This is a genomic window from Agrobacterium sp. a22-2 (assembly GCF_012276985.1).
Taxonomy (GTDB): Bacteria; Pseudomonadota; Alphaproteobacteria; order Rhizobiales; family Rhizobiaceae; genus Allorhizobium.
Map to the genome: position 1 here is coordinate 169984 of NZ_JAAXMM010000003.1, position 17854 is coordinate 187837.

At 62.4% G+C, this 17854-nt stretch carries 16 protein-coding genes; 14 read left to right on the forward strand and 2 right to left on the reverse strand.

What is annotated here, in order from left to right:
• The first annotated feature begins 334 nt into the window (after nucleotides 1-334).
• Complete coding sequence (locus tag HFC70_RS06275) at nucleotides 335-2467, forward strand: TonB-dependent siderophore receptor (RefSeq protein WP_168472362.1); 2133 nt, start codon at nucleotides 335-337, stop codon at nucleotides 2465-2467.
• A 42-nt stretch (nucleotides 2468-2509) separates the two neighbouring features.
• Here the strand turns inward: HFC70_RS06275 and HFC70_RS06280 are convergent, their stop codons facing one another.
• Nucleotides 2510-3403 (reverse strand): AraC family transcriptional regulator, encoded by an 894-nt coding sequence (locus HFC70_RS06280; RefSeq protein WP_210259155.1) that lies wholly within the window; start codon nucleotides 3401-3403, stop codon nucleotides 2510-2512.
• A gap of 377 nt (nucleotides 3404-3780) precedes the next feature.
• Between HFC70_RS06280 and HFC70_RS06285 the strand changes: the two genes are divergently transcribed.
• From HFC70_RS06285 to HFC70_RS06315, 7 genes are all read left to right on the forward strand, one after another.
• The gene (locus HFC70_RS06285; RefSeq protein WP_168472363.1) at nucleotides 3781-4698 is read left to right on the forward strand and encodes a DnaJ C-terminal domain-containing protein; all 918 of its coding nucleotides are present in this window, start codon (nucleotides 3781-3783) and stop codon (nucleotides 4696-4698) included.
• The gene (locus HFC70_RS06290) at nucleotides 4695-5036 is read left to right on the forward strand and encodes a chaperone modulator CbpM (protein ID WP_168472364.1); all 342 of its coding nucleotides are present in this window, start codon (nucleotides 4695-4697) and stop codon (nucleotides 5034-5036) included. Before HFC70_RS06285 ends, HFC70_RS06290 begins: the two co-directional genes overlap by 4 nt.
• 155 nt (nucleotides 5037-5191) lie before the next feature.
• Nucleotides 5192-6334: an acyl-CoA dehydrogenase family protein gene (locus tag HFC70_RS06295; protein WP_168472365.1), complete on the forward strand. Its 1143-nt coding sequence runs from the start codon at nucleotides 5192-5194 to the stop codon at nucleotides 6332-6334.
• Between the two features lie 168 nt (nucleotides 6335-6502).
• Nucleotides 6503-7735, forward strand: a complete 1233-nt coding sequence (locus HFC70_RS06300; RefSeq protein ID WP_168472366.1) for a 3-methyl-2-oxobutanoate dehydrogenase (2-methylpropanoyl-transferring) subunit alpha — start codon at nucleotides 6503-6505, stop codon at nucleotides 7733-7735.
• Nucleotides 7736-7738: 3 nt separating this feature from the next.
• A complete protein-coding gene (locus HFC70_RS06305) occupies nucleotides 7739-8752 on the forward strand; it encodes an alpha-ketoacid dehydrogenase subunit beta (protein WP_168472367.1) in 1014 nt (337 codons plus the stop codon).
• A gap of 1 nt (nucleotide 8753) precedes the next feature.
• Nucleotides 8754-10016: a dihydrolipoamide acetyltransferase family protein gene (locus HFC70_RS06310; protein ID WP_168472368.1), complete on the forward strand. Its 1263-nt coding sequence runs from the start codon at nucleotides 8754-8756 to the stop codon at nucleotides 10014-10016.
• Nucleotides 10017-10198: 182 nt separating this feature from the next.
• Nucleotides 10199-10603 carry a host attachment protein gene (locus HFC70_RS06315; RefSeq protein ID WP_168472369.1) on the forward strand — a complete coding sequence of 135 codons (405 nt, stop codon included), beginning with the start codon at nucleotides 10199-10201 and terminating at the stop codon, nucleotides 10601-10603.
• Between the two features lie 113 nt (nucleotides 10604-10716).
• Here HFC70_RS06315 and HFC70_RS06320 read toward each other — a convergent pair whose 3' ends face one another.
• Nucleotides 10717-11592, reverse strand: coding sequence for a helix-turn-helix domain-containing protein (locus HFC70_RS06320; RefSeq protein ID WP_168472370.1), 876 nt, complete (start codon nucleotides 11590-11592; stop codon nucleotides 10717-10719).
• A gap of 130 nt (nucleotides 11593-11722) precedes the next feature.
• Here HFC70_RS06320 and HFC70_RS06325 point away from each other — a divergent pair, with 130 nt between their 5' ends.
• The 6 genes from HFC70_RS06325 to HFC70_RS06350 all read left to right on the forward strand — a co-directional run bounded on the left by HFC70_RS06325 (nucleotide 11723) and on the right by HFC70_RS06350 (nucleotide 17694).
• Nucleotides 11723-12937, forward strand: a complete 1215-nt coding sequence (locus HFC70_RS06325) for an amino acid ABC transporter substrate-binding protein (RefSeq protein WP_168472371.1) — start codon at nucleotides 11723-11725, stop codon at nucleotides 12935-12937.
• 71 nt (nucleotides 12938-13008) lie between these two features.
• On the forward strand, nucleotides 13009-13881 hold the full coding sequence (locus HFC70_RS06330) for a branched-chain amino acid ABC transporter permease (protein ID WP_168472372.1): 873 nt from the start codon (nucleotides 13009-13011) through the stop codon (nucleotides 13879-13881).
• A complete protein-coding gene (locus tag HFC70_RS06335; RefSeq protein ID WP_168472373.1) occupies nucleotides 13878-14786 on the forward strand; it encodes a branched-chain amino acid ABC transporter permease in 909 nt (302 codons plus the stop codon). The genes HFC70_RS06330 and HFC70_RS06335 overlap by 4 nt, the downstream gene beginning before the upstream one ends.
• The gene (locus tag HFC70_RS06340; protein ID WP_168472374.1) at nucleotides 14783-15511 is read left to right on the forward strand and encodes an ABC transporter ATP-binding protein; all 729 of its coding nucleotides are present in this window, start codon (nucleotides 14783-14785) and stop codon (nucleotides 15509-15511) included. The genes HFC70_RS06335 and HFC70_RS06340 overlap by 4 nt, the downstream gene beginning before the upstream one ends.
• Nucleotides 15504-16226: an ABC transporter ATP-binding protein gene (locus tag HFC70_RS06345; protein ID WP_168472375.1), complete on the forward strand. Its 723-nt coding sequence runs from the start codon at nucleotides 15504-15506 to the stop codon at nucleotides 16224-16226. Before HFC70_RS06340 ends, HFC70_RS06345 begins: the two co-directional genes overlap by 8 nt.
• Nucleotides 16227-16242: 16 nt before the next feature.
• Nucleotides 16243-17694, forward strand: a complete 1452-nt coding sequence (locus tag HFC70_RS06350) for an aldehyde dehydrogenase (RefSeq protein WP_168472376.1) — start codon at nucleotides 16243-16245, stop codon at nucleotides 17692-17694.
• Nucleotides 17695-17854 lie beyond the last annotated feature (160 nt).

The window sequence follows — 17854 nt, forward strand, 5'->3', positions numbered from 1 at the left end:
CCAATTCGCCATGACGAGCTTAAGTTGACTTTCAGTTTCAGGTTCATCAAGGACGGTCAAGCCCTGGCCCATGTTGCTTGCCGGACGATGTTGAAGTTTCCGGATTCCTACAAAAACGGAAAAAGGTACAATACCAGACAAAATCCCTCAAGTTAAAAGGGCTGGAAGGGGATATCAGACTTTTCTGTCGTCAGCCTGCAGCCACGGTGGGGATCTTGGCTGCGCCGGCTGCTCAGATGCTCCACATGATGATCTTCGCTCACGCCATATTCGGCCACGCCGGTGCCCTCGACCGGCGGCCAGCCATAGAAACGTCAACATCTGGAACTTGAAAATGGATAAGTTAAAAGCAGGCGGAAGCAGCAGACAGGTTCTGATCCGTTACCGCAATGCGGTTCTTCTGGGATGCACGGCCCTTGTCGCCTTGTCGCCATTGTCCGTGAGGGCCCAGGATGCTGCCAGCCAGGCAGGCGGCACCGTTCTCGAGACGATCACCGTCGATGGCACGGGGACGGCCGGCGATAACGATTCGAAATCGATCGTCGCCAGTTCCACGACCGGCGCCGGCAAGATGGCGACGGATATCCTCGACACGCCGGCCTCGGTCTCGGTCATCACATCCAAGGAAGTCCAGGAGCGCGGCGCCGACAGCATCGAGCAGGTCGTGCAGTACACATCCGGCGTTGTCACCGATTTCTACGGCTCCGACGACCGCTACGACTATTTCAAGATCCGTGGCTTCTATCCGTTCACCTATCGTGACGGGCTCATGCTCGGCAGGAGCTGGGGCGGGGTCCTGGAAGAGCCTTACGCCTTCGAGCGCATCGAGGTCCTGAAAGGCGCCAGCTCGACGGGCTTCGGTGTTTCCGATCCCGGCGGCGCGGTGAACTATGTCACCAAGACGCCGAAGAGCGGCCGTTTCGGCGAGGTCTATGCCACCGGCGGCTCCTTCGACCACAAGGAAACGGGTTTCGATTTTGGCGACAACATCACCGAGGATGATACGCTCTCCTACCGTCTGACCGGCAAGGTGCAGCGTTCGGAAGGGGAATATGATTATTCCCAGGACGACGAGAACTTCATCATGGGCGGACTGACCTGGCGTCCGAGCGACGCCACCAGCCTGTCCTTCGTCTTCGATCACCTCGACAAGGACGGCACGCCCAGCAATGGCGGACATCCGCTGGGAACGGACCTTGACCGGGACAGCTTCTTCGGCGACCCGGACTACAACTATCTGACGGCCAACCGGAATACCTACAGTCTATTGTTCGACCACGATTTCGGCAGCGGCCTGACCATGAACGCCAGCGCCCGTTACAGCAAGTCGAGCTCCGGTTTCGGTTATGCCTATCTCAGCGGCCTGGATACCGCGAGCGGCCCCACCTACGCCTCGCGGTATTATTTCGGCGATGACAGCGCCGACGAGGATCTGGTTGTCGACGCGCATCTGCAATACGACACGAGCTTCGATCTCGTCGATAGCCAGACGCTGGTGGGTGTCGAATTTGGCAAGCATGAAAGCGACACGAAGAATTACTGGGAAGTGGCGCCCAGCGTCGACTGGACCAATCCCGGCTCTTCGGGCGGGCCCGTCTATGCGACCGGTCCCTACAGCAGCACGATCAGCGATCAGAATACCAAGGCGCTTTATCTCCAGCAGAACCTCACCTTCAACGACCGGTTGACGGCAACCGTGGGCTTGCGCAACGACTGGCTGGATCTCGAGGAAACGAACCGGATTGCCGGCACCACGGCTTCGGCTGACTATAGCGAACTCACCAAGCGCCTGGGCTTGAGCTACAAGCTCACCAGCGAACTTGCGACCTATGTCAGCTATGCCGAATCCATCGCGCCGCCGAGCACGGGAACCGAGCCGACGACCGGCAAGCAGTACGAGGTCGGCATCAAATACAAGCCTGACGCCTTCCCGGCTCTGTTTACCGCATCGGTATACGACCTGACGATGCAGAACATCACGACCTATGACGCACCCACCTATCTGCCGATGACGGTCGACAAGATCCGGCATCGCGGTCTCGACCTTGAGGCAAAGGCGGAGGTGACGGACAATGTCGAGCTCATTGCCGCCTATTCCTATATCGACAGCAAGATCATCGAGCCCGGCGGCACCTACGACGGAAACAGCTTTTCTCAGGTTCCCGAGCATATGGCGTCTATCTGGGGTAACTATACGCTCAAGGGCAACGGCACCCGCGGTGACATGACCTTCGGGCTCGGTGCGCGCTATATCGGCCCCTACTACTTCAACAACGAAAATACCCAGAAATCGGATGGCGCCGTGGTCTTCGACGCCGCCTTCACCTATGCGATCAAGGAGAATACCACCTTCCAGGTGAACGCCAGCAATCTGTTCGACGAGAAACACCTCGCCCATAGCGACGGCGGCGCGCTGTTCTACAATCCCGGTCGCGCCATCTACGCAACGCTTCGGCAGACCTGGTAAAGTCGGCATCCTGCCCGGCCGCGCCGGGCAGGATCTCGCCGATCAAAGCGTGAGTTGCATGCGTCGCCAGGCGGCGGGCGTTTCGCCGACTGTCTGGCGAAAGGCCTTTGTGAGGTGCGCCTGATCGGAAAAGCCGAGCTGGGCTGCGATGTCGGCAAGGCTCAGATGCCCTTCGACCAGCAGGGTCTGGGCAAGCTCGATCCGCCGGGACAATTGCCATTGCAGCGGCGTCTTGCCGGTCGTCTGCTTGAAGACGGTGGCGAACCAGCTTTCCGAGAGGCCGACCGTTGCCGCCATGTCGCCGACCGACATGCGATAGTCGCCGCGGGCGTTCAGGCGCGAGACGAGCCTGTTCATCTGTGCCTGGGTCAGTCTGCCATTGGCCTGCTCGCCGGTTTGCTGCGGCAGGTCGAGAAGAGCCGTGGCGATGCTGCCGACCAGGCTTTCCGCATAGACTGAGTGTTTGGACGGATTGGCGACCTCGTCGACGAGCAGACCGGCCAGGGCTTCGATCGGTCCGACATCCTGGATTTCGACCGGGCGGCGCAGCACGGAACGGGCAGAGGAACTGCCCACCGACGGCGTCAGGAAGCGCATCAGTCGGTCCTGGTGCAGATGCAGATCGAGATGCGAGAAGCGATGCCAAGAGGTGAACTTCGTCCACAGCGGCACGCCGGCCGGTACATAGACGGCACGGGTCATCGGGCGATCATGCTGTCCGAAGCCGGACTCGCGGTTCGACATCCGGATGTGTGGTGAGACGTCATTGAAGAAGATCACGATGCGCGGATCGGGAGACAGGTAATAGGCGTGGGCTCCGGCCTGTCCCTCGGCATCCCAGTAGACGCTCATCAGCCCGTCAAGACCGCGCCATTTGACCGGTGCGAGAGGGCGAATGCCGTCAGTGTGGCAGATCATCGAATGTTGATAGCTCAAGACCGAAGCCGCCTCCGTCTGCCTGGACGCCCAGCATGCCCTTGTGTCACGACTTGACGATGAAAGATCCCAAGTGGTCCGCGGCGCCAATGTTCTCTGGCAAACCTTAGTCATGCTTTGGGTCTGCTGCACTTGATTATGATGAGAGTTTTTATCATGTTTTTGGACGGTGGCAAGACTATAGGTGTGCGAACGATATTGACGGCCAGTCTTCCACGGCTCGGGTTGAGGGGTATCAAGCGCGATTCATTGTCGCTTCCATTGCGCGTTGCCGTCACGCTGACTACGTTTGAGGTGCGTGATTGACGTGTACGTCTTTCGGGCACGACAGCCGGGCTGAACGGCCGATCAAGACGTGATTGAGATGGGATCGATGCATGAAAGACCCTTATGAGACGCTCGGCGTCGCTCGTTCTGCCACCGACAAGGAGATCAAGGATGCGTTCAAGAAGCTGGCGCGCAAGTTCCACCCTGATCTGCATCCGGGCGACAAGGCAGCCGAAGAAAAGTTCAAGGCAATCTCCGGCGCAAACGATTTTCTCAAGGACAAGGAGAAGCGACGGCGGTTCGATGCGGGCGAAATCGATGCGAGCGGCGCGGAACGGCGACAGGAGCGGTACTATCGCGACTTTGCCAATGGGCCGTCTGCCTCCTCCCATGCCGCGCAAGATGGCTTTGCCAGCAATGACGATCTTGAAGAGTTTCTCGCGCGCGCCTTCAAGGGCGGGGCGCAGCGATCGCAGGGTCCATTCCGGGCGCGGGGGCAGGATGTGAGCTACGAGCTTCCGGTTGATTTCGTCGATGCCGCCAACGGCGCGGTACGCACCATTACTTTGCCCGAGGGCAAGACGCTTCAGGTCAAGATTCCCGAAGGGGCGGAAGACCGGCAGACGCTGCGGCTGAAAGGCCAGGGAACGACCGGCTTCGGCGGCGGACCGGCGGGTGACGCGTTTGTCGAGTTGCATGTTCAGCCGCACGCGTTTTTTCACCGCAAGGACGACAATATCCATGTCGAGGTCCCCATCACGCTGAAGGAGGCTGTGCTGGGCGGACGGATCGAAGTTCCGACCTTGAGTGGACCGGTCACCATGACCATTCCAAAAGGCGCCAACACCGGCCAGACGTTGCGACTGCGCGACAAGGGTATTCGCAACCGCAAGACCGGTCAGCGCGGGCATCAGCTGATCACGTTGAAAGTCGTCCTGCCGGCGGGCGACGAACCCGAGCTGGCCGCATTTCTGGAGACCTGGCAGCCGAAGACCCCGGACCTGCCGCGAAAGGAGATGCTGAAATGATGCGGGTTGAGGACATTGTCGAACAGATCGACGCGCTGCAGCGCAGCGATCTCGACGCCTGGATCAGCGACGAACTGGTTTCGCCGCAAGACGATGGCGAAACCTTGGTCTTTTCGGAGATGGAATGCGCACGCATCCGGCTGATCTGCACCCTGCACTATGAACTGGAAATCGATACGGACACGCTGCCGGTGATCCTGTCTTTGGTCGACCAGCTTTACCAGACCCGCCAGCGTCTGTTGACACTGAGCGCCGCCGTGGCAGCCCAGGACAAGGCCGTGCAGGCAGCGATTCTGGCGGCAATCGACCTTGGCGGCACGTTGGACGAAAACGTCTAGCCCCGGACCACCGATGTGGGGCGGTAGCATATTCCCGCCCGGCTTCCAGACCTTGCCGAAAAGCCCATGATTCTTTCGTATAATTGCGCCGTGCCTCTCAACAATGATGAGAAATTTGCCACGGTTCGCAATAGCTTGTCTGAGGAGGAGGCATCATGGAATTCGGGCTTACGGAAGAGCAGCAGTCAATCTGTGACATGGCCAGTGCGTTCGGCGCGGAGCGGATCGCGCCCTTCGCGGGCGCTTGGGAGGAAGAAGGCACCATCCCGCGCGATCTGCTGAAGGCGGCAGGCGAGCTGGGTTTTGGCGGCATCTACGTGTCGGAGGCGTTCGGTGGATCGGGCCTTGGACGGTTGGATGCGACGCTGATTTTCGAGGCGCTGTCGCGCGCCTGTCCCTCCGTCGCAGCCTTCATATCGATCCACAACATGTGCGCCTGGATGATCGATCGCTTCGGCTCGGCCGAGATCAAGGAGCGGCTGCTGCCTGGCCTTTGCAGCATGGAACAGATCGCCTCCTACTGCTTGACGGAGCCTGGCTCCGGATCCGATGCGGCGGCCCTGCGCACCACGGCGGCCCGGTCGGGCAATGGCGGCTACCGCCTCAACGGCTCCAAGGCCTTCATATCCGGCGGCAACTATTCAGACCTCTATGTCGTGATGTGCCGCACCGGCGAAAGTGGTGCCAAGGGCATCTCCGCCGTTGTCGTGCCGAGCCCCAGTGCGGGCCTGAGCTTCGGCGCCTTCGAGAAGAAGATGGGCTGGAAGGCGCAACCGACGGCGCAGGTGCAGTTCGACGACTGCGAGGTGCCTGCCGACAATCTGCTGGGCGAGGAGGGCGCGGGGTTCAGATATGCCATGGCGGGGCTCGATGGCGGCCGACTGAACATTGCCGCCTGTGCTCTTGGCGGCGCGCAGGCGGCGCTCGACAAGTCGGTCAAGTATATGCAGGAGCGCCGCGCCTTCGGCAGCCCGCTCAAGGACTTCCAGGGGCTGCAATTCAAGATTGCCGACATGGAAACGGAGCTGTCGGCCGCACGCGTGTTCCTGCGCCAGGCGGCCTGGAAGCTTGACACCAAGGCGCCCGACGCCACGAAATTCTGCGCGATGGCAAAGCGGTTCGTGACCGATGTCGCCTTCGACGTCGCCAATTCAGCGCTGCAACTGCATGGCGGCTACGGCTATCTGGCGGATTACGGGATCGAGAAGATCGTGCGCGACCTGCGTGTCCATCAGATCCTGGAGGGCACCAACGAAATCATGAGGGTGATCGTGGCACGACATATGTTTGCGCAGTGATGGTTGCGCGGCGGCGGGGGAGGCCGGCGCCGCGCAGCGGTTTCCAGACGTTGGGAACGGTCGAGGAACGCCGGCTCCAGCCAGCGTCCGCGACCGACGACCAAAGAAGGCACGGCACTATCGAGGAGAGGTGACCGGCCTTGTCCATGGGACATTGAGGAGGACAGCATGCAAGACCGAGGCGCATTGTCATTGACGGTTCCGGAGCCGGAACATCGTCCGGGCGACCAGCCGGACTTTTCCGGCTTCCCGATTCCCCGCGTCGGCGAGGTTCGGCGACCGCCGATCGATGAAGACCCGGAAAACATGCGCGATCTCGCTTTCGCTGTCATTCGCGTGCTCGACCCCGATGGACGGGCCGTCGGTCCGTGGGCGGGAGCCTTGAGCGAGGATCAACTCAGGGACGGCTTGCGCCACATGATGACGCTGCGGACCTATGATGCCCGTATGCTGATGGCGCAGCGCCAGGGCAAGACCTCGTTCTACGTGCAGCATCTGGGCGAAGAGGCGATCAGCTGCGCTTTCCAGCGGGTGCTGTCCCAAGGCGACATGAACTTCCCGACCTATCGCCAGGCGGGCCTGCTGATCGCTGCCGGCTATCCGTTGCTCGACATGATGTGCCAGGTCTACTCCAACGACGGCGACAGGGCGCGGGGCCGGCAGCTGCCGGTCTTCTATTCCTCGAAAGAGTACGGTTTCTTCTCGATTTCCGGCAATCTCGCCACCCAATATGTCCAGGCGGTGGGCTGGGCGATGGCGTCTGCCATCAGCGGCGATACGAAGATTGCCGCCGCATGGATCGGCGACGGCGCGACCGCCGAAAGCGATTTTCATGCCGCCCTCGTCTTCGCCTCGACTTACAAGGCGCCTGTGGTCCTCAACATCGTCAACAATCAATGGGCCATTTCCACCTTCCAGGGTATCGCCCGGGGCGGCGCCGGCACATTTGCGGCGCGCGGTCACGGTTTTGGCATTCCGTCGTTGCGCGTCGATGGCAACGATTATCTGGCCGTCTACGCGGCGGGACTGTGGGCCACGGAAAGAGCGCGTCGCAACCTTGGCCCGACGCTGATCGAATATGTCACCTATCGCGCCGCGGGGCATTCCACCTCGGACGATCCTTCCGGCTACCGGCCGAAGGAGGAAAGCGCCGCCTGGCCGCTCGGCGACCCGATCACCCGGCTGAAGGCGCATCTGATTGCGATCGAGGCCTGGTCGGAAGCGCGGCATGTGCAGGCCGAGGCGGAGATCATGGAGACGGTGATGGGTTCGCAGAAAGAGGCGGAAGCCATCGGCACGCTGATCTCGGGCCGGCGTCCGTCGCCCAAGGATATGTTCGACGACGTTTATGCCGAGATGCCGCCGCATCTCGTCGAACAGCGTCAGCAGGCGGGGTTCTAGAGCATGACACGCATGACGATGATCGAGGCGATCCAGAATGCCCATGATCTGGCGATGGGCGCCGATCCGCGGGTGGTGATCATGGGCCAGGATGTCGGCTATTTCGGCGGGGTGTTCCGCTGCACGGCCGGTCTACAGAAGAAATATGGCCGGACACGCTGCTTCGACGCGCCGATCAGCGAGTCAGGCATCGTCGGGGCGGCCATCGGCATGGCGGCGTATGGCTTGAAGCCCTGCGTCGAGATCCAGTTCGCCGACTACATGTATCCCGCCTATGACCAGATCGTCTCCGAGGCGGCGCGGTTGCGCTATCGTTCGGCGGGCGAGTACACCTGCCCGCTGGTGATCCGCATGCCGACCGGCGGCGGCATCTACGGTGCGCAGACCCATAGCCAGAGCCCCGAGGCGCTGTTCACCCATGTCTCCGGGCTGAAGACCGTCATTCCCTCGACGCCTGCGGATGCCAAGGGCCTGCTGCTCGCCGCCATCGACGATCCCGATCCGGTGATCTTTCTCGAACCGAAGCGGCTCTACAACGGCCCCTTCGATGGTCATCACGACCGACCCGTGACGTCGTGGAAGAAGCATGATGGCGGCGAAGTACCCGAGGAGGATTACAGGATCCCGCTCGGGCAGGCAGCCGTGCGTCGCGAAGGATCGGCGCTGTCCATCGTGACCTACGGCACCATGGTGCATGTCTGCCTTGCCGCGGTCGAGGAGGCCGGGGTGGATGCCGAGGTGATCGATCTCAGGACGCTCCTGCCGCTCGACAGGCCAACCGTCATGCAATCCGTCCAGAAGACCGGGCGCTGCATCGTCGCCCATGAGGCGACGCTGACCTGCGGCTTCGGCGCCGAGCTGACGGCGCTGATCCAGAAGGCGTGTTTCTATCACCTGGAGGCGCCGGTCGAGCGCGTGGCCGGTTGGGATACGCCTTATCCGCATGCCAGCGAATGGGACTATTTTCCCGGCCCGCAGCGCGTGATCGATGCCATCAACCGCGTTATGGAGGCCTGATATGAGCGTGGTGACCGTCAAGTTGCCTGATGTGGGCGAAGGCATCGCCGAGGCGGAGCTTGTGGAGTGGAGCGTTGCCGTCGGAGACCTGGTTCGCGAAGACGCGATCCTCGCCGCTGTGATGACCGACAAGACCACGGTCGAGATCCCCTCGCCGGTGGAAGGTACGATCCTCTGGCTCGGCGGCGAGGTCGGCCAGAAGCTGGCGATCGGCAGCGCCTTGGTCAAGCTGGAGGTGGCCGTGGCAGGGAAGACGGCGACGCCTTTGCCTGTGGCGGGTGAAGAGGCGCCGGCGCCTGAGGCACCGGTCGCAGCCGGTTCGGAACCAGACGGGGCGGCGGCTACGGCCCCTGTGGCCGTTGCGACCGAAACGGCATCCCATCTTGTGGCTTCCGATCATCCCCTGGCGGCCCCCCCTGTCCGGTTGCGAGCGAGAAACGGCGGCGTCGACCTGTCCCTCGTCAAGGGCACCGGACCGGCGGGCCGTATCACCCATGAAGACCTCGACGCCTACCTGTCCGGCCGGCGGCAGGCGGGAGCCGCAGGTGCAAAGGAATCGCAGGATACGGTACGGGAAACACGGGTGACAGGCCTGCGTCGCAAGATCGCCGAGCGCATGACTGACGCCAGTCGGCGGATCCCGCATATCACCATCGTCGAGGAAGTGGATGTCACGGCACTTGAGACGCTGCGGCAAGGACTCAATGCGGAACGGCGCGAGGATCGACCGAAGCTGACGGTGCTGCCCTTCCTGATGGCGGCGATCGCTAGGGCCGTGCGGGACCAGCCGATGATGAACGCTCATTTCGACGACGAGGCCGAACTGATCCGCGAATTCGACGCCGTGCATATCGGTATCGCGACGCAAACCAAAGCCGGGTTGATGGTGCCGGTGGTGCGCCATTGCGAGCACATGTCGCTCTGGGCGGCGGCGGCGGAGCTTGCCCGGGTGGCGGATGCCGCCCGGAGCGGCAAGGCGGTGCGCGAGGAGCTTTCCGGCTCGACCATCACCATTTCCTCCCTCGGTCCGCTCGGCGCCATCGCGACGACGCCGATCATCAACCGGCCTGAAGTCGCCATCGTCGGCGTCAACCGGATGGAGATCCGGCCCCGCTGGGACGGATCGGCATTCGTGCCGCGCACCATGATGAACCTGTCGTCGAGCTTCGACCATAGGGTCATCGACGGCTGGGACGCGGCTCTTTTCGTCCAGCGGCTGAAAACCCTGCTCGAATCCCCCGCGCTGATTTTCGTGGAGAGGTAGTGGACCGACCGCCGATCGACGTAAGTTTCAGCGGATCGGCGGCGAGCTGGGCGGCCACAATACAAATTCACGTCGAAAAGCCACAATTTAAGTCCCTTGTGCGTGACTTCGCGCCAGACGCGGCGTTTCGTCGACCGCGATATTCTTTGTTAAGCGGCACGACCAACTTGATCGGACATCCTATGTTACTTCCGCAGGGCACAGTTGTTGCCGTTACCGATGGTGAAAAACTAGACCTCTACCGCAACGCGGGGATCGGCTCGGAGCTCAGCCTGGCGGCCATGCCCCAGGTTTCGATCGACGATGAAGCCAAGGGCTCCGGCGGCCGTCACACAAGCACCTCGGCCAACCCTGATGAGAGCCAGCTGTCGGAAGACGGTTTCTCGGCGGGCGTCGCCCAATATCTCAACAAGCAGGTCCTGGAGGGCGGTATCGACAATCTCGTCGTCATTTCAGCGCCGCGGTCCTTGGGCGAATTGCGCAAGCACTACCACAAGTTTCTCTCCGCCAAACTGCTGCTGGAGATCCCCAAGGATCTGACCGGACATGTGGTCGGGGACGTCGAGAAGGCGATCCAGGCCGCCTGAATCACGTCCCGCGCACAGCATTGGCCGGGCTAGCGTTCCGGTTAAAAAAAGGTCGGGCTCGTAAAGGGCTCGGCCTTTTCGGTATCTAGAGGTCAATGGTCGATGGTGCGCGATCAGGGCCATGCGGCATAGGAGGGGGACGCAGGCTTCGGGATGTTTGTGCTTGAGCGGCGGAAACGTCCGGGCGAAATGCCTTCCGCCCGCGTGAAGAAGCGATTGAAATAGGCCGGATCCTGGAAGCCGAGGCGGAAGGCAATTTCGCTGACCTGAAGGGAGGTGTTGAGCAGCATGTCGCGTGCATCCGACAGCGTCTCGCGATGGATATAGGCTTGCGGCGAAAGACCGGTTGCCCGGCGGATGGCGCTGCCCAGGCGCTCTCGTGACACGCCGATGCGCCTGGCATAGGCCTCGACAGGCCATTGCTCCCTTTTGTGCTGGGTCAACAGCAACACAAAGCGTTCGACGATGCTGCGCGGCATGGGCGTGGCGGTGACCACATCGGCCAGTGCCCGGCGCCAGATGCGGATCAGAATGACGGAGAGCAGGTTGCCGATGATGATATCGGAACCCGGTGCCGGGCCATAGTTCTCGGCAATGATCGCCTCGATATGACCAATGGCGTCACGCCGCTCCGGCTCCGACAGGGGTTGGCACAGCACGCGGTGGAGCGTTTCCCTGAGGCCTATCGCTGTCGTGCCGGTCGGCATGGCGTGGGCAAGGCCGATTTCGGTTGCCTTGAGCCTTGCTCCACGGCTGCCGGCGTGAAGTCGGAAATGGCCGGCCCGGCCGGGTGGCAACCAGATCAGCTCGGACGCACCGAGCGTCAACTGCGTTTCTCCCCTGACGATTTCCGCCTCGCCAGAGGCCAGAACCAGGAGATGGGCCGCATCGGCCTCGAGCTTGAATTCCACCACACGCAGGGAGGGTGGCATGAGGCGGGCCTCGATCATCTGGGCCCGGTCCGTTGTCGCAGGCGCATGATAGGGCATACATCCTCCAGAAGTACAATAATGTGTCACACTAGTGCATTTTTTATCGGGTTGTCGCTGTTAGAATTTTCGAAGCGCAGGAGGAAGCCAAGAGGAGAGGGCGGCCGCTTTAGCGCATAGGGAGGAAATCATGCACATTTTAAAGCGCAGAACGCTGTTCTGCCTGATCTCGACGTTTGCCTTGTCGACCGTCTCATTCGGGTCAGCCCTGGCGCAGGAGCGAACGTCGGTCAAGATCGGCTATGCTGTTTCGAAAAGCGGTCCCAATGCCACGGGCGCCGGCATCACCACCATTCCCAACTACACGCTATGGGTGAAAGAGGTCAACGAGGCCGGTGGCCTGCAAATGCCGGACGGCAAGCGTCTGCCGGTCGAGGCGATCGAGTATGACGACCGCTCCAGCGCCGAGGATGCCGTCCGGCTGACCGAGCGACTGGCGTCGCAGGACGAAGTCGATTTCATCCTGCCGCCGTGGGGCACCGGCTTCAATCTGGCCGTCGCACCGCTTTATGACCGCTTCGGCTATCCGCAGCTTGCCGTGACCGGCGTCACCGACAAGGCTGCGGAATTTGCCGCCCGCTGGAAGAAGAGTTTCTGGATGCTGGGTGGCGGTCACGATTATGCGGTTGCATTGGCGCAGGTGCTGAAGACGGCGCGTGAAGCCGGCACGATCAACGACAAGGTGGCGGTCATTTCGGTCGCCGATGGTTTCGGCATCGACCTGATCAAGGCGGCCCGCCCGGCCCTGGAGGAGGCAGGCTTCACGCTCGCCTACGACAAGACCTATCCCGCCGGCACGTCCGACTTTGCAGCCTTGATGAACGAAGCCACCGGTAGCGGCGCCGACAGTTTCATCGCGTTTTCGTATCCGCCGGACAGCTTTGCCGTGACCAAGCAGGCGCAGACGGCGAAATACAATCCCAAGGTCTTTTACGTCGGCGTCGGCGGTGCCTTCCCGATCTTCCCGAAGGTCTCCGAGGGCCGTCAGGAAGGCGTGATGAGCATCGGCGGCGTCGACGGCTCCAGCCAGAAGATCGAAGATTATTTCAAGCGCCACGAAGCCTTCATCGGCGTGAAACCGGACAGCTGGGCAAGCGCCATCACCTATGCCAGCCTTGAAATGCTGGCCCAGGCCATCGGTCGCGTCGGTCTCGACCGTGAGGCGGTTTCAGCGGAGCTGTCGTCGGGCAGTTTCGAAACGGTGATCGGTCCGGTGAAGCTCGAGGACAATCAATTGCGCCAGCTCTGGTTGGCCGGCCAGTGGCAGAAAGACCGTTTCGTTGCCATCGCGCCCACCGATCGCGCCGGCGCCGCCAGCCCGATCATTCCGAAACCCGCCTGGTAACGGATGGGCTCAAGGGGCGGAGCCCGGCTTCGCCCCACCTCACGGCCATGGACGAATTTTGGAGACATTCCGTGCTTTTATCGACGCTCGTCTTCGGCTTGATGCTGGGCGGGACCTATGCGCTCATTGCGCTCGGGCTTTCGCTGCAATACGGCATCGCGCGCATCATGAACCTTGCCTATGGCGAAGTGCTGATTGCTGCTGCCTTCCTGGCCTTCGTACTGTTTTCCAGCTTCGGCATTTCGCCGCTCTGGTCGCTGCTGATCATCGTGCCGCTCGGTTATGGCCTCTCATGGCTGATCTATCAGGTCATGATGCGGCCTCTGGTGCGCCGTTCCGGCGGCACTGGCCGGCTGGAAGTCGACTCCATTCTGGCAACCTTCGGCCTGCTCTTCGTGATCCAGGGCATCATGCTGGTCGCCTTCGGCGGCAACTATCAATCCTATTCCTACCTGACCGAAGGCATCAGTATTTTCGGTACGACCGTGGCGATCAACCGCGTGCTGGCCTTTGCGCTTTCGGTGCTGATCGGCGGCGGTCTCTATCTGGCGCTGACCCATAGCCGTTGGGGCCTCAACCTGCGCGCGGTGGCGCTGGCACCGCGCTCGGCACTGTTGGTCGGTATCGATGTCAACCGCATTGCCCGCTCGGGCTTTGCCCTGGGCGGTGCGCTGGCAGTGGCCGGTGGCGTGATGATTTCCATGTCCCAGACCTTTTCCGCCTCCTACGGCGTGGTGTTCACCATGAAGGCGTTGGTGGTGGTGATCATGGGCGGGGTCGGCAATCTGCTCGGCGCGCTGGTCGCCGGCCTGCTGCTCGGCCTCGTGGAAACCTTCGTGCTGGTCTATATCGACCCCGGCCTCACCCTTGCTGCCACCTATACCCTGTTTCTTGGCGTGCTTCTGTGGCGGCCCGAGGGTCTGTTTGCACGGAGGGGCAAATGATCGGTTTCGGTCTTGCCGTGGCGGCTGTCGCACTTCTTGCGCTGTCACCTTTGTTTTTTGACGCCTATGGCGTTGGCCTCATCGTCGGCTTGCTGGGCTATGTGACACTTGCCACTGCCTGGGCGATGTTTTCCGGCCCGACCCGCTACGTCTCTCTGGCCACCGTCGCCTTCTTCGGCGTTGGAGCCTATACGGTCGCGGTCTTGAGCGAAGTGCTGCCCTGGCCCCTGGTCCTGCTCAGTGCGGCAGCCGTCGGCTCGGCGCTGGCCCTGCTGGTCGGCCTGTCGACCCTCAGGGTGGCGGGCATCTATTTCGTGATCTTCTCCTTCGGTCTCGCCGAACTGATCCGCCAGCTCATCACCTGGTATGAGGTCAATGTCACCGGAACGCTCGGCCGCTACATCTTCCTGCCGCTCGAGCCCAAACATGTCCTCTGGCAACTGCTGGCACTCGGCGTGGTGACGCTGGCGATTGCGGCCTTGATCGAGCGCAGCAGGCTTGGCCTGGCGCTCAAGGCCATCGGCGACGACGAGGTCGTGGCCGCCCATGCGGGCGTCAACCTGGCGCGGGCAAAGCTCATGCTCTTTGTCCTGTCGGCCACGCTGATCACGCTGGTTGGCGCCATCCAGGCGCCGCGCTGGGTCTATATCGAGCCGGCCATCGTCTTCAATCCGCAGGTCTCGTTCCTGACCGTGATCATGGCGCTGCTGGGCGGTGCCAACCGTCGCTGGGGTCCGATCCTCGGCGCCGTGCCTCTGTTCCTGCTGTTTGAATGGCTGGGTGCCAACTTCCCCAACCATTTCTCGATCATTCTCGGCGTGCTGTTCATCCTGATCGTCTTTGCCCTGCCCGACGGCGTTCTGGCGGCCCTTGAAAAACTGCGCCGCAAGGAGGTCCGCCCATGACCGCTGTTCTGGAGATTGTCGACATCGCCAAGACGTTCGGCGGGTTGAAGGCGGTGGATGGCTTGAGCTTTTCGATTTCTCAAGGAGAGGTCGTGGGGCTCCTCGGGCCGAACGGTTCGGGAAAAACCACCCTGCTCAATCTTGTGTCCGGAGCTCTCAGGCCAACCTCCGGCTCGATCCGTCTGGCGGGGGTGGAGATTTCAGGCAGGCGGCCGGATCTGATTGCCCGCGCCGGTGTGGCGCGCACCTTCCAGCTGGTTCGGCTTCTGCCCTCGCTGTCCATCCTCGACAATGTCGCCCTGGGTGCGGCTTTTGGACCGCAGCGACATTCCCGCCGCAAGGCCGAGGATGTGGCGCGTCACTGCCTGGTGCAGGTGGGCCTTGCCGGGCGCGAACACCTGCTGGCCGGCGAACTCACCTATATTGATCAGAAGCGGCTCGAGCTGGCGCGGGCGCTGGCCACGGATCCGAAACTGCTGCTGCTCGACGAATGGCTCGCCGGGCTCAATCCGACGGAACTGGTCGAGGGCATCGATCTCATCCGGCGGTTGGCCGGGCAGGGCATGACGATCCTGCTGGTCGAACATATCATGTCCGCCGTCCGGGCGCTTTGCCCGCGCGCCGTGGTCATGGCGGCCGGCGTCAAGATCGCCGACGGGCCGACATCGGCGGTGCTCGACGATACCAACGTGATTTCCGCCTATCTGGGGACAGCCCATGCTTGAGATCGACACTCTGACGGTGCGCTACGGCCAGCATCTCGCTCTCGACCGCGTTTCGTTGACCGTCGGGCGCGGTGAAACCGTGGTTCTGCTCGGCGCCAACGGGGCTGGAAAATCGTCGCTTCTGAAAGCCATCGGCGGACTTGTCCGACCGACCTCCGGTCATGTCCGGGTCGAGGGACTTTCGCTGTCATCGCTGTCGCCGCATGAGATCGTCGGACAGCGGCTGGCGCTGGTGCCGGAAGGACGCGGTATCTTTCCGGCACTGACGGTCGAGGAAAACCTGCGGCTCGGCGCCAATCCCGCCCATGCGCGCGCAAAGGAGACCGCCAGCCGCGACGTGATCTTCTCACTGTTCCCGCGTCTGTCCGAGCGCACGCGCCAGATTGCCGGCACCATGTCGGGCGGCGAGCAACAGATGGTGGCGATCGGTCGTGCGCTGATGTCGGCGCCCGATTACCTGCTGCTGGACGAGCCGAGCCTCGGACTGGCACCGATCGTCACGCAGGAGCTTTTCGCAGTCCTTGCAAAAATCAAGGCGACGGGACTGTCGATCCTGCTTGTCGAGCAGAATGTCGGCGAGAGCCTGGCACTGGCCGATCGTGGCTATCTGCTTGAGGCAGGACGCATCGTCGGCGCCGGCACAGCCTCAACCCTGAAGACCGATCCCGCGGTGCAGCGTGCCTTTCTCGGCTCGACGACCACCGCAAGCGCTTAAATACGGAGGAATACCCATGCACAACACGCTTCTTTTCATCGGCGGCGAGCATCGCCCGGCAAGCGACGGCCAGAGTTTCGATCGCACCAGCCCCGTCACCGGTGAGGTCGTTACCACGGCCGCAGCGGCGACGCTGGACGACGCGAGAGCTGCGGCAGACGCTGCGGCTGCCGCATTCCCGATCTGGTCGGCGACCGCGCCGGGTGAACGACGACGCCTGCTGATTGCCGCAGCCGATGCGCTTCTGGCGGCAGGACCGGCAATCACCGCGGCCATGAAGGACGAAATCGGCGCGACCGACGCCTGGGCCGGCTTCAACATCAAGCTGGCGAGCGACATGCTGATCGAAGCGGCAAGCCTGACCACGCAGATCAAGGGCGAGATCATTCCGGCCAACCGGCCGGGGACGACGGCGCTGGCCATGCGGCAACCGGTCGGGGTCGTTCTGTCGATGGCGCCGTGGAACGCGCCGGTCATTCTGGGGGTGCGGTCGCTTGCCACTCCGCTTGCCTGCGGCAATACGGTGGTGATGAAGACATCGGAACTGTGCCCGCGCACCCACGCGCTGATCGTTGAAGCAGTTGCATCGGCAGGCCTGCCGAAGGGCACGCTCAATGCCATATCCAACGCGCCCGAAGATGCGGCCAAGGTGGTGGAGACCCTGATTGCCCACCCGGCCGTGCGCCGCGTGAATTTCACCGGCTCGACCCGGGTCGGCCGGGTGATAGCGGAAACCGCCGGACGCCATCTCAAGCCGGCCCTTCTGGAACTCGGCGGCAAGGCACCGTTCATTGTTCTCGACGACGCCGATCTCGATCAAGCGGTGGCCGCCGCTGCCTTCGGCGCCTTCATGAACCAGGGCCAGATCTGCATGTCGACGGAGCGCATCATTGTGCTTGAAGCCATCGCCGACCGGTTCACCGCGGCATTTGCGAAAAAGGTGGCTACGCTCAAGGCCGGCGATCCCCGCGAAGGCGCGACGCCGCTGGGCTCTCTGGTCAGCATCGAGGCCGCCAACCGGATCAAGTCGCTGGTCGAGGATGCGGTTTCAAAGGGCGCGCGGCTGATTGCCGGCGGCGGCGGAACCGGGACCATGCTGGACGCCACCGCTGTCGATGGCGTGACGCCTGCCATGCGCCTTTATTCGGAGGAAAGTTTCGGCCCTGTCGTCTCGATCATCCGGGCAGCCAGCGTGGACGAGGCGGTGAGCATCGCCAACGAAACCGATTTCGGGCTCTCCGCGGCGATTTTCAGCGGCAACCAGGCTCGAGCCCTGTCGATTGCCGGGCAGATCGAAAGCGGCATCTGCCACATCAACGGCCCCACCGTCTACGACGAGGCGCAGATGCCGTTCGGCGGCGTCAAGGCATCCGGCTACGGGCGGTTCGGCGGCATGGCGGGTATTGCCGAATTCACCGAACTGCGCTGGGTCACGCTGCAGAACGGCCCCTTGCATTATCCGATCTGACGCATCTCGCCCGAAACCGGGCGCCGGTTTCGGGACCACGTCAAGCTTTAGATCGGTGACTGTTGTCATCTCCCGGCGACTGGAAGGTCGCCGGGCCTGGTGTCCTATGGCGTGACACATCTGTCCGGCAGCGCATAACGGACCATTGTGCATTGCCAAC

Bases quoted from the DNA above. Each gene is read 5' to 3' on its own strand.
- HFC70_RS06315 (WP_168472369.1), top strand. From the start codon at position 10,199: ATGTTACTTCCGCAGGGCACAGTTGTTGCCGTTACCGATGGTGAAAAA.
- HFC70_RS06345 (WP_168472375.1), top strand. From the start codon at position 15,504: ATGCTTGAGATCGACACTCTGACGGTGCGCTACGGCCAGCATCTCGCT.
- HFC70_RS06310 (WP_168472368.1), top strand. From the start codon at position 8,754: ATGAGCGTGGTGACCGTCAAGTTGCCTGATGTGGGCGAAGGCATCGCC.
- HFC70_RS06325 (WP_168472371.1), top strand. From the start codon at position 11,723: ATGCACATTTTAAAGCGCAGAACGCTGTTCTGCCTGATCTCGACGTTT.
- HFC70_RS06335 (WP_168472373.1), top strand. From the start codon at position 13,878: ATGATCGGTTTCGGTCTTGCCGTGGCGGCTGTCGCACTTCTTGCGCTG.
- HFC70_RS06350 (WP_168472376.1), top strand. From the start codon at position 16,243: ATGCACAACACGCTTCTTTTCATCGGCGGCGAGCATCGCCCGGCAAGC.
- HFC70_RS06290 (WP_168472364.1), top strand. From the start codon at position 4,695: ATGATGCGGGTTGAGGACATTGTCGAACAGATCGACGCGCTGCAGCGC.
- HFC70_RS06305 (WP_168472367.1), top strand. From the start codon at position 7,739: ATGACACGCATGACGATGATCGAGGCGATCCAGAATGCCCATGATCTG.
- HFC70_RS06295 (WP_168472365.1), top strand. From the start codon at position 5,192: ATGGAATTCGGGCTTACGGAAGAGCAGCAGTCAATCTGTGACATGGCC.
- HFC70_RS06285 (WP_168472363.1), top strand. From the start codon at position 3,781: ATGAAAGACCCTTATGAGACGCTCGGCGTCGCTCGTTCTGCCACCGAC.
- HFC70_RS06320 (WP_168472370.1), bottom strand. From the start codon at position 11,592: ATGCCCTATCATGCGCCTGCGACAACGGACCGGGCCCAGATGATCGAG.
- HFC70_RS06275 (WP_168472362.1), top strand. From the start codon at position 335: ATGGATAAGTTAAAAGCAGGCGGAAGCAGCAGACAGGTTCTGATCCGT.
- HFC70_RS06340 (WP_168472374.1), top strand. From the start codon at position 14,783: ATGACCGCTGTTCTGGAGATTGTCGACATCGCCAAGACGTTCGGCGGG.
- HFC70_RS06300 (WP_168472366.1), top strand. From the start codon at position 6,503: ATGCAAGACCGAGGCGCATTGTCATTGACGGTTCCGGAGCCGGAACAT.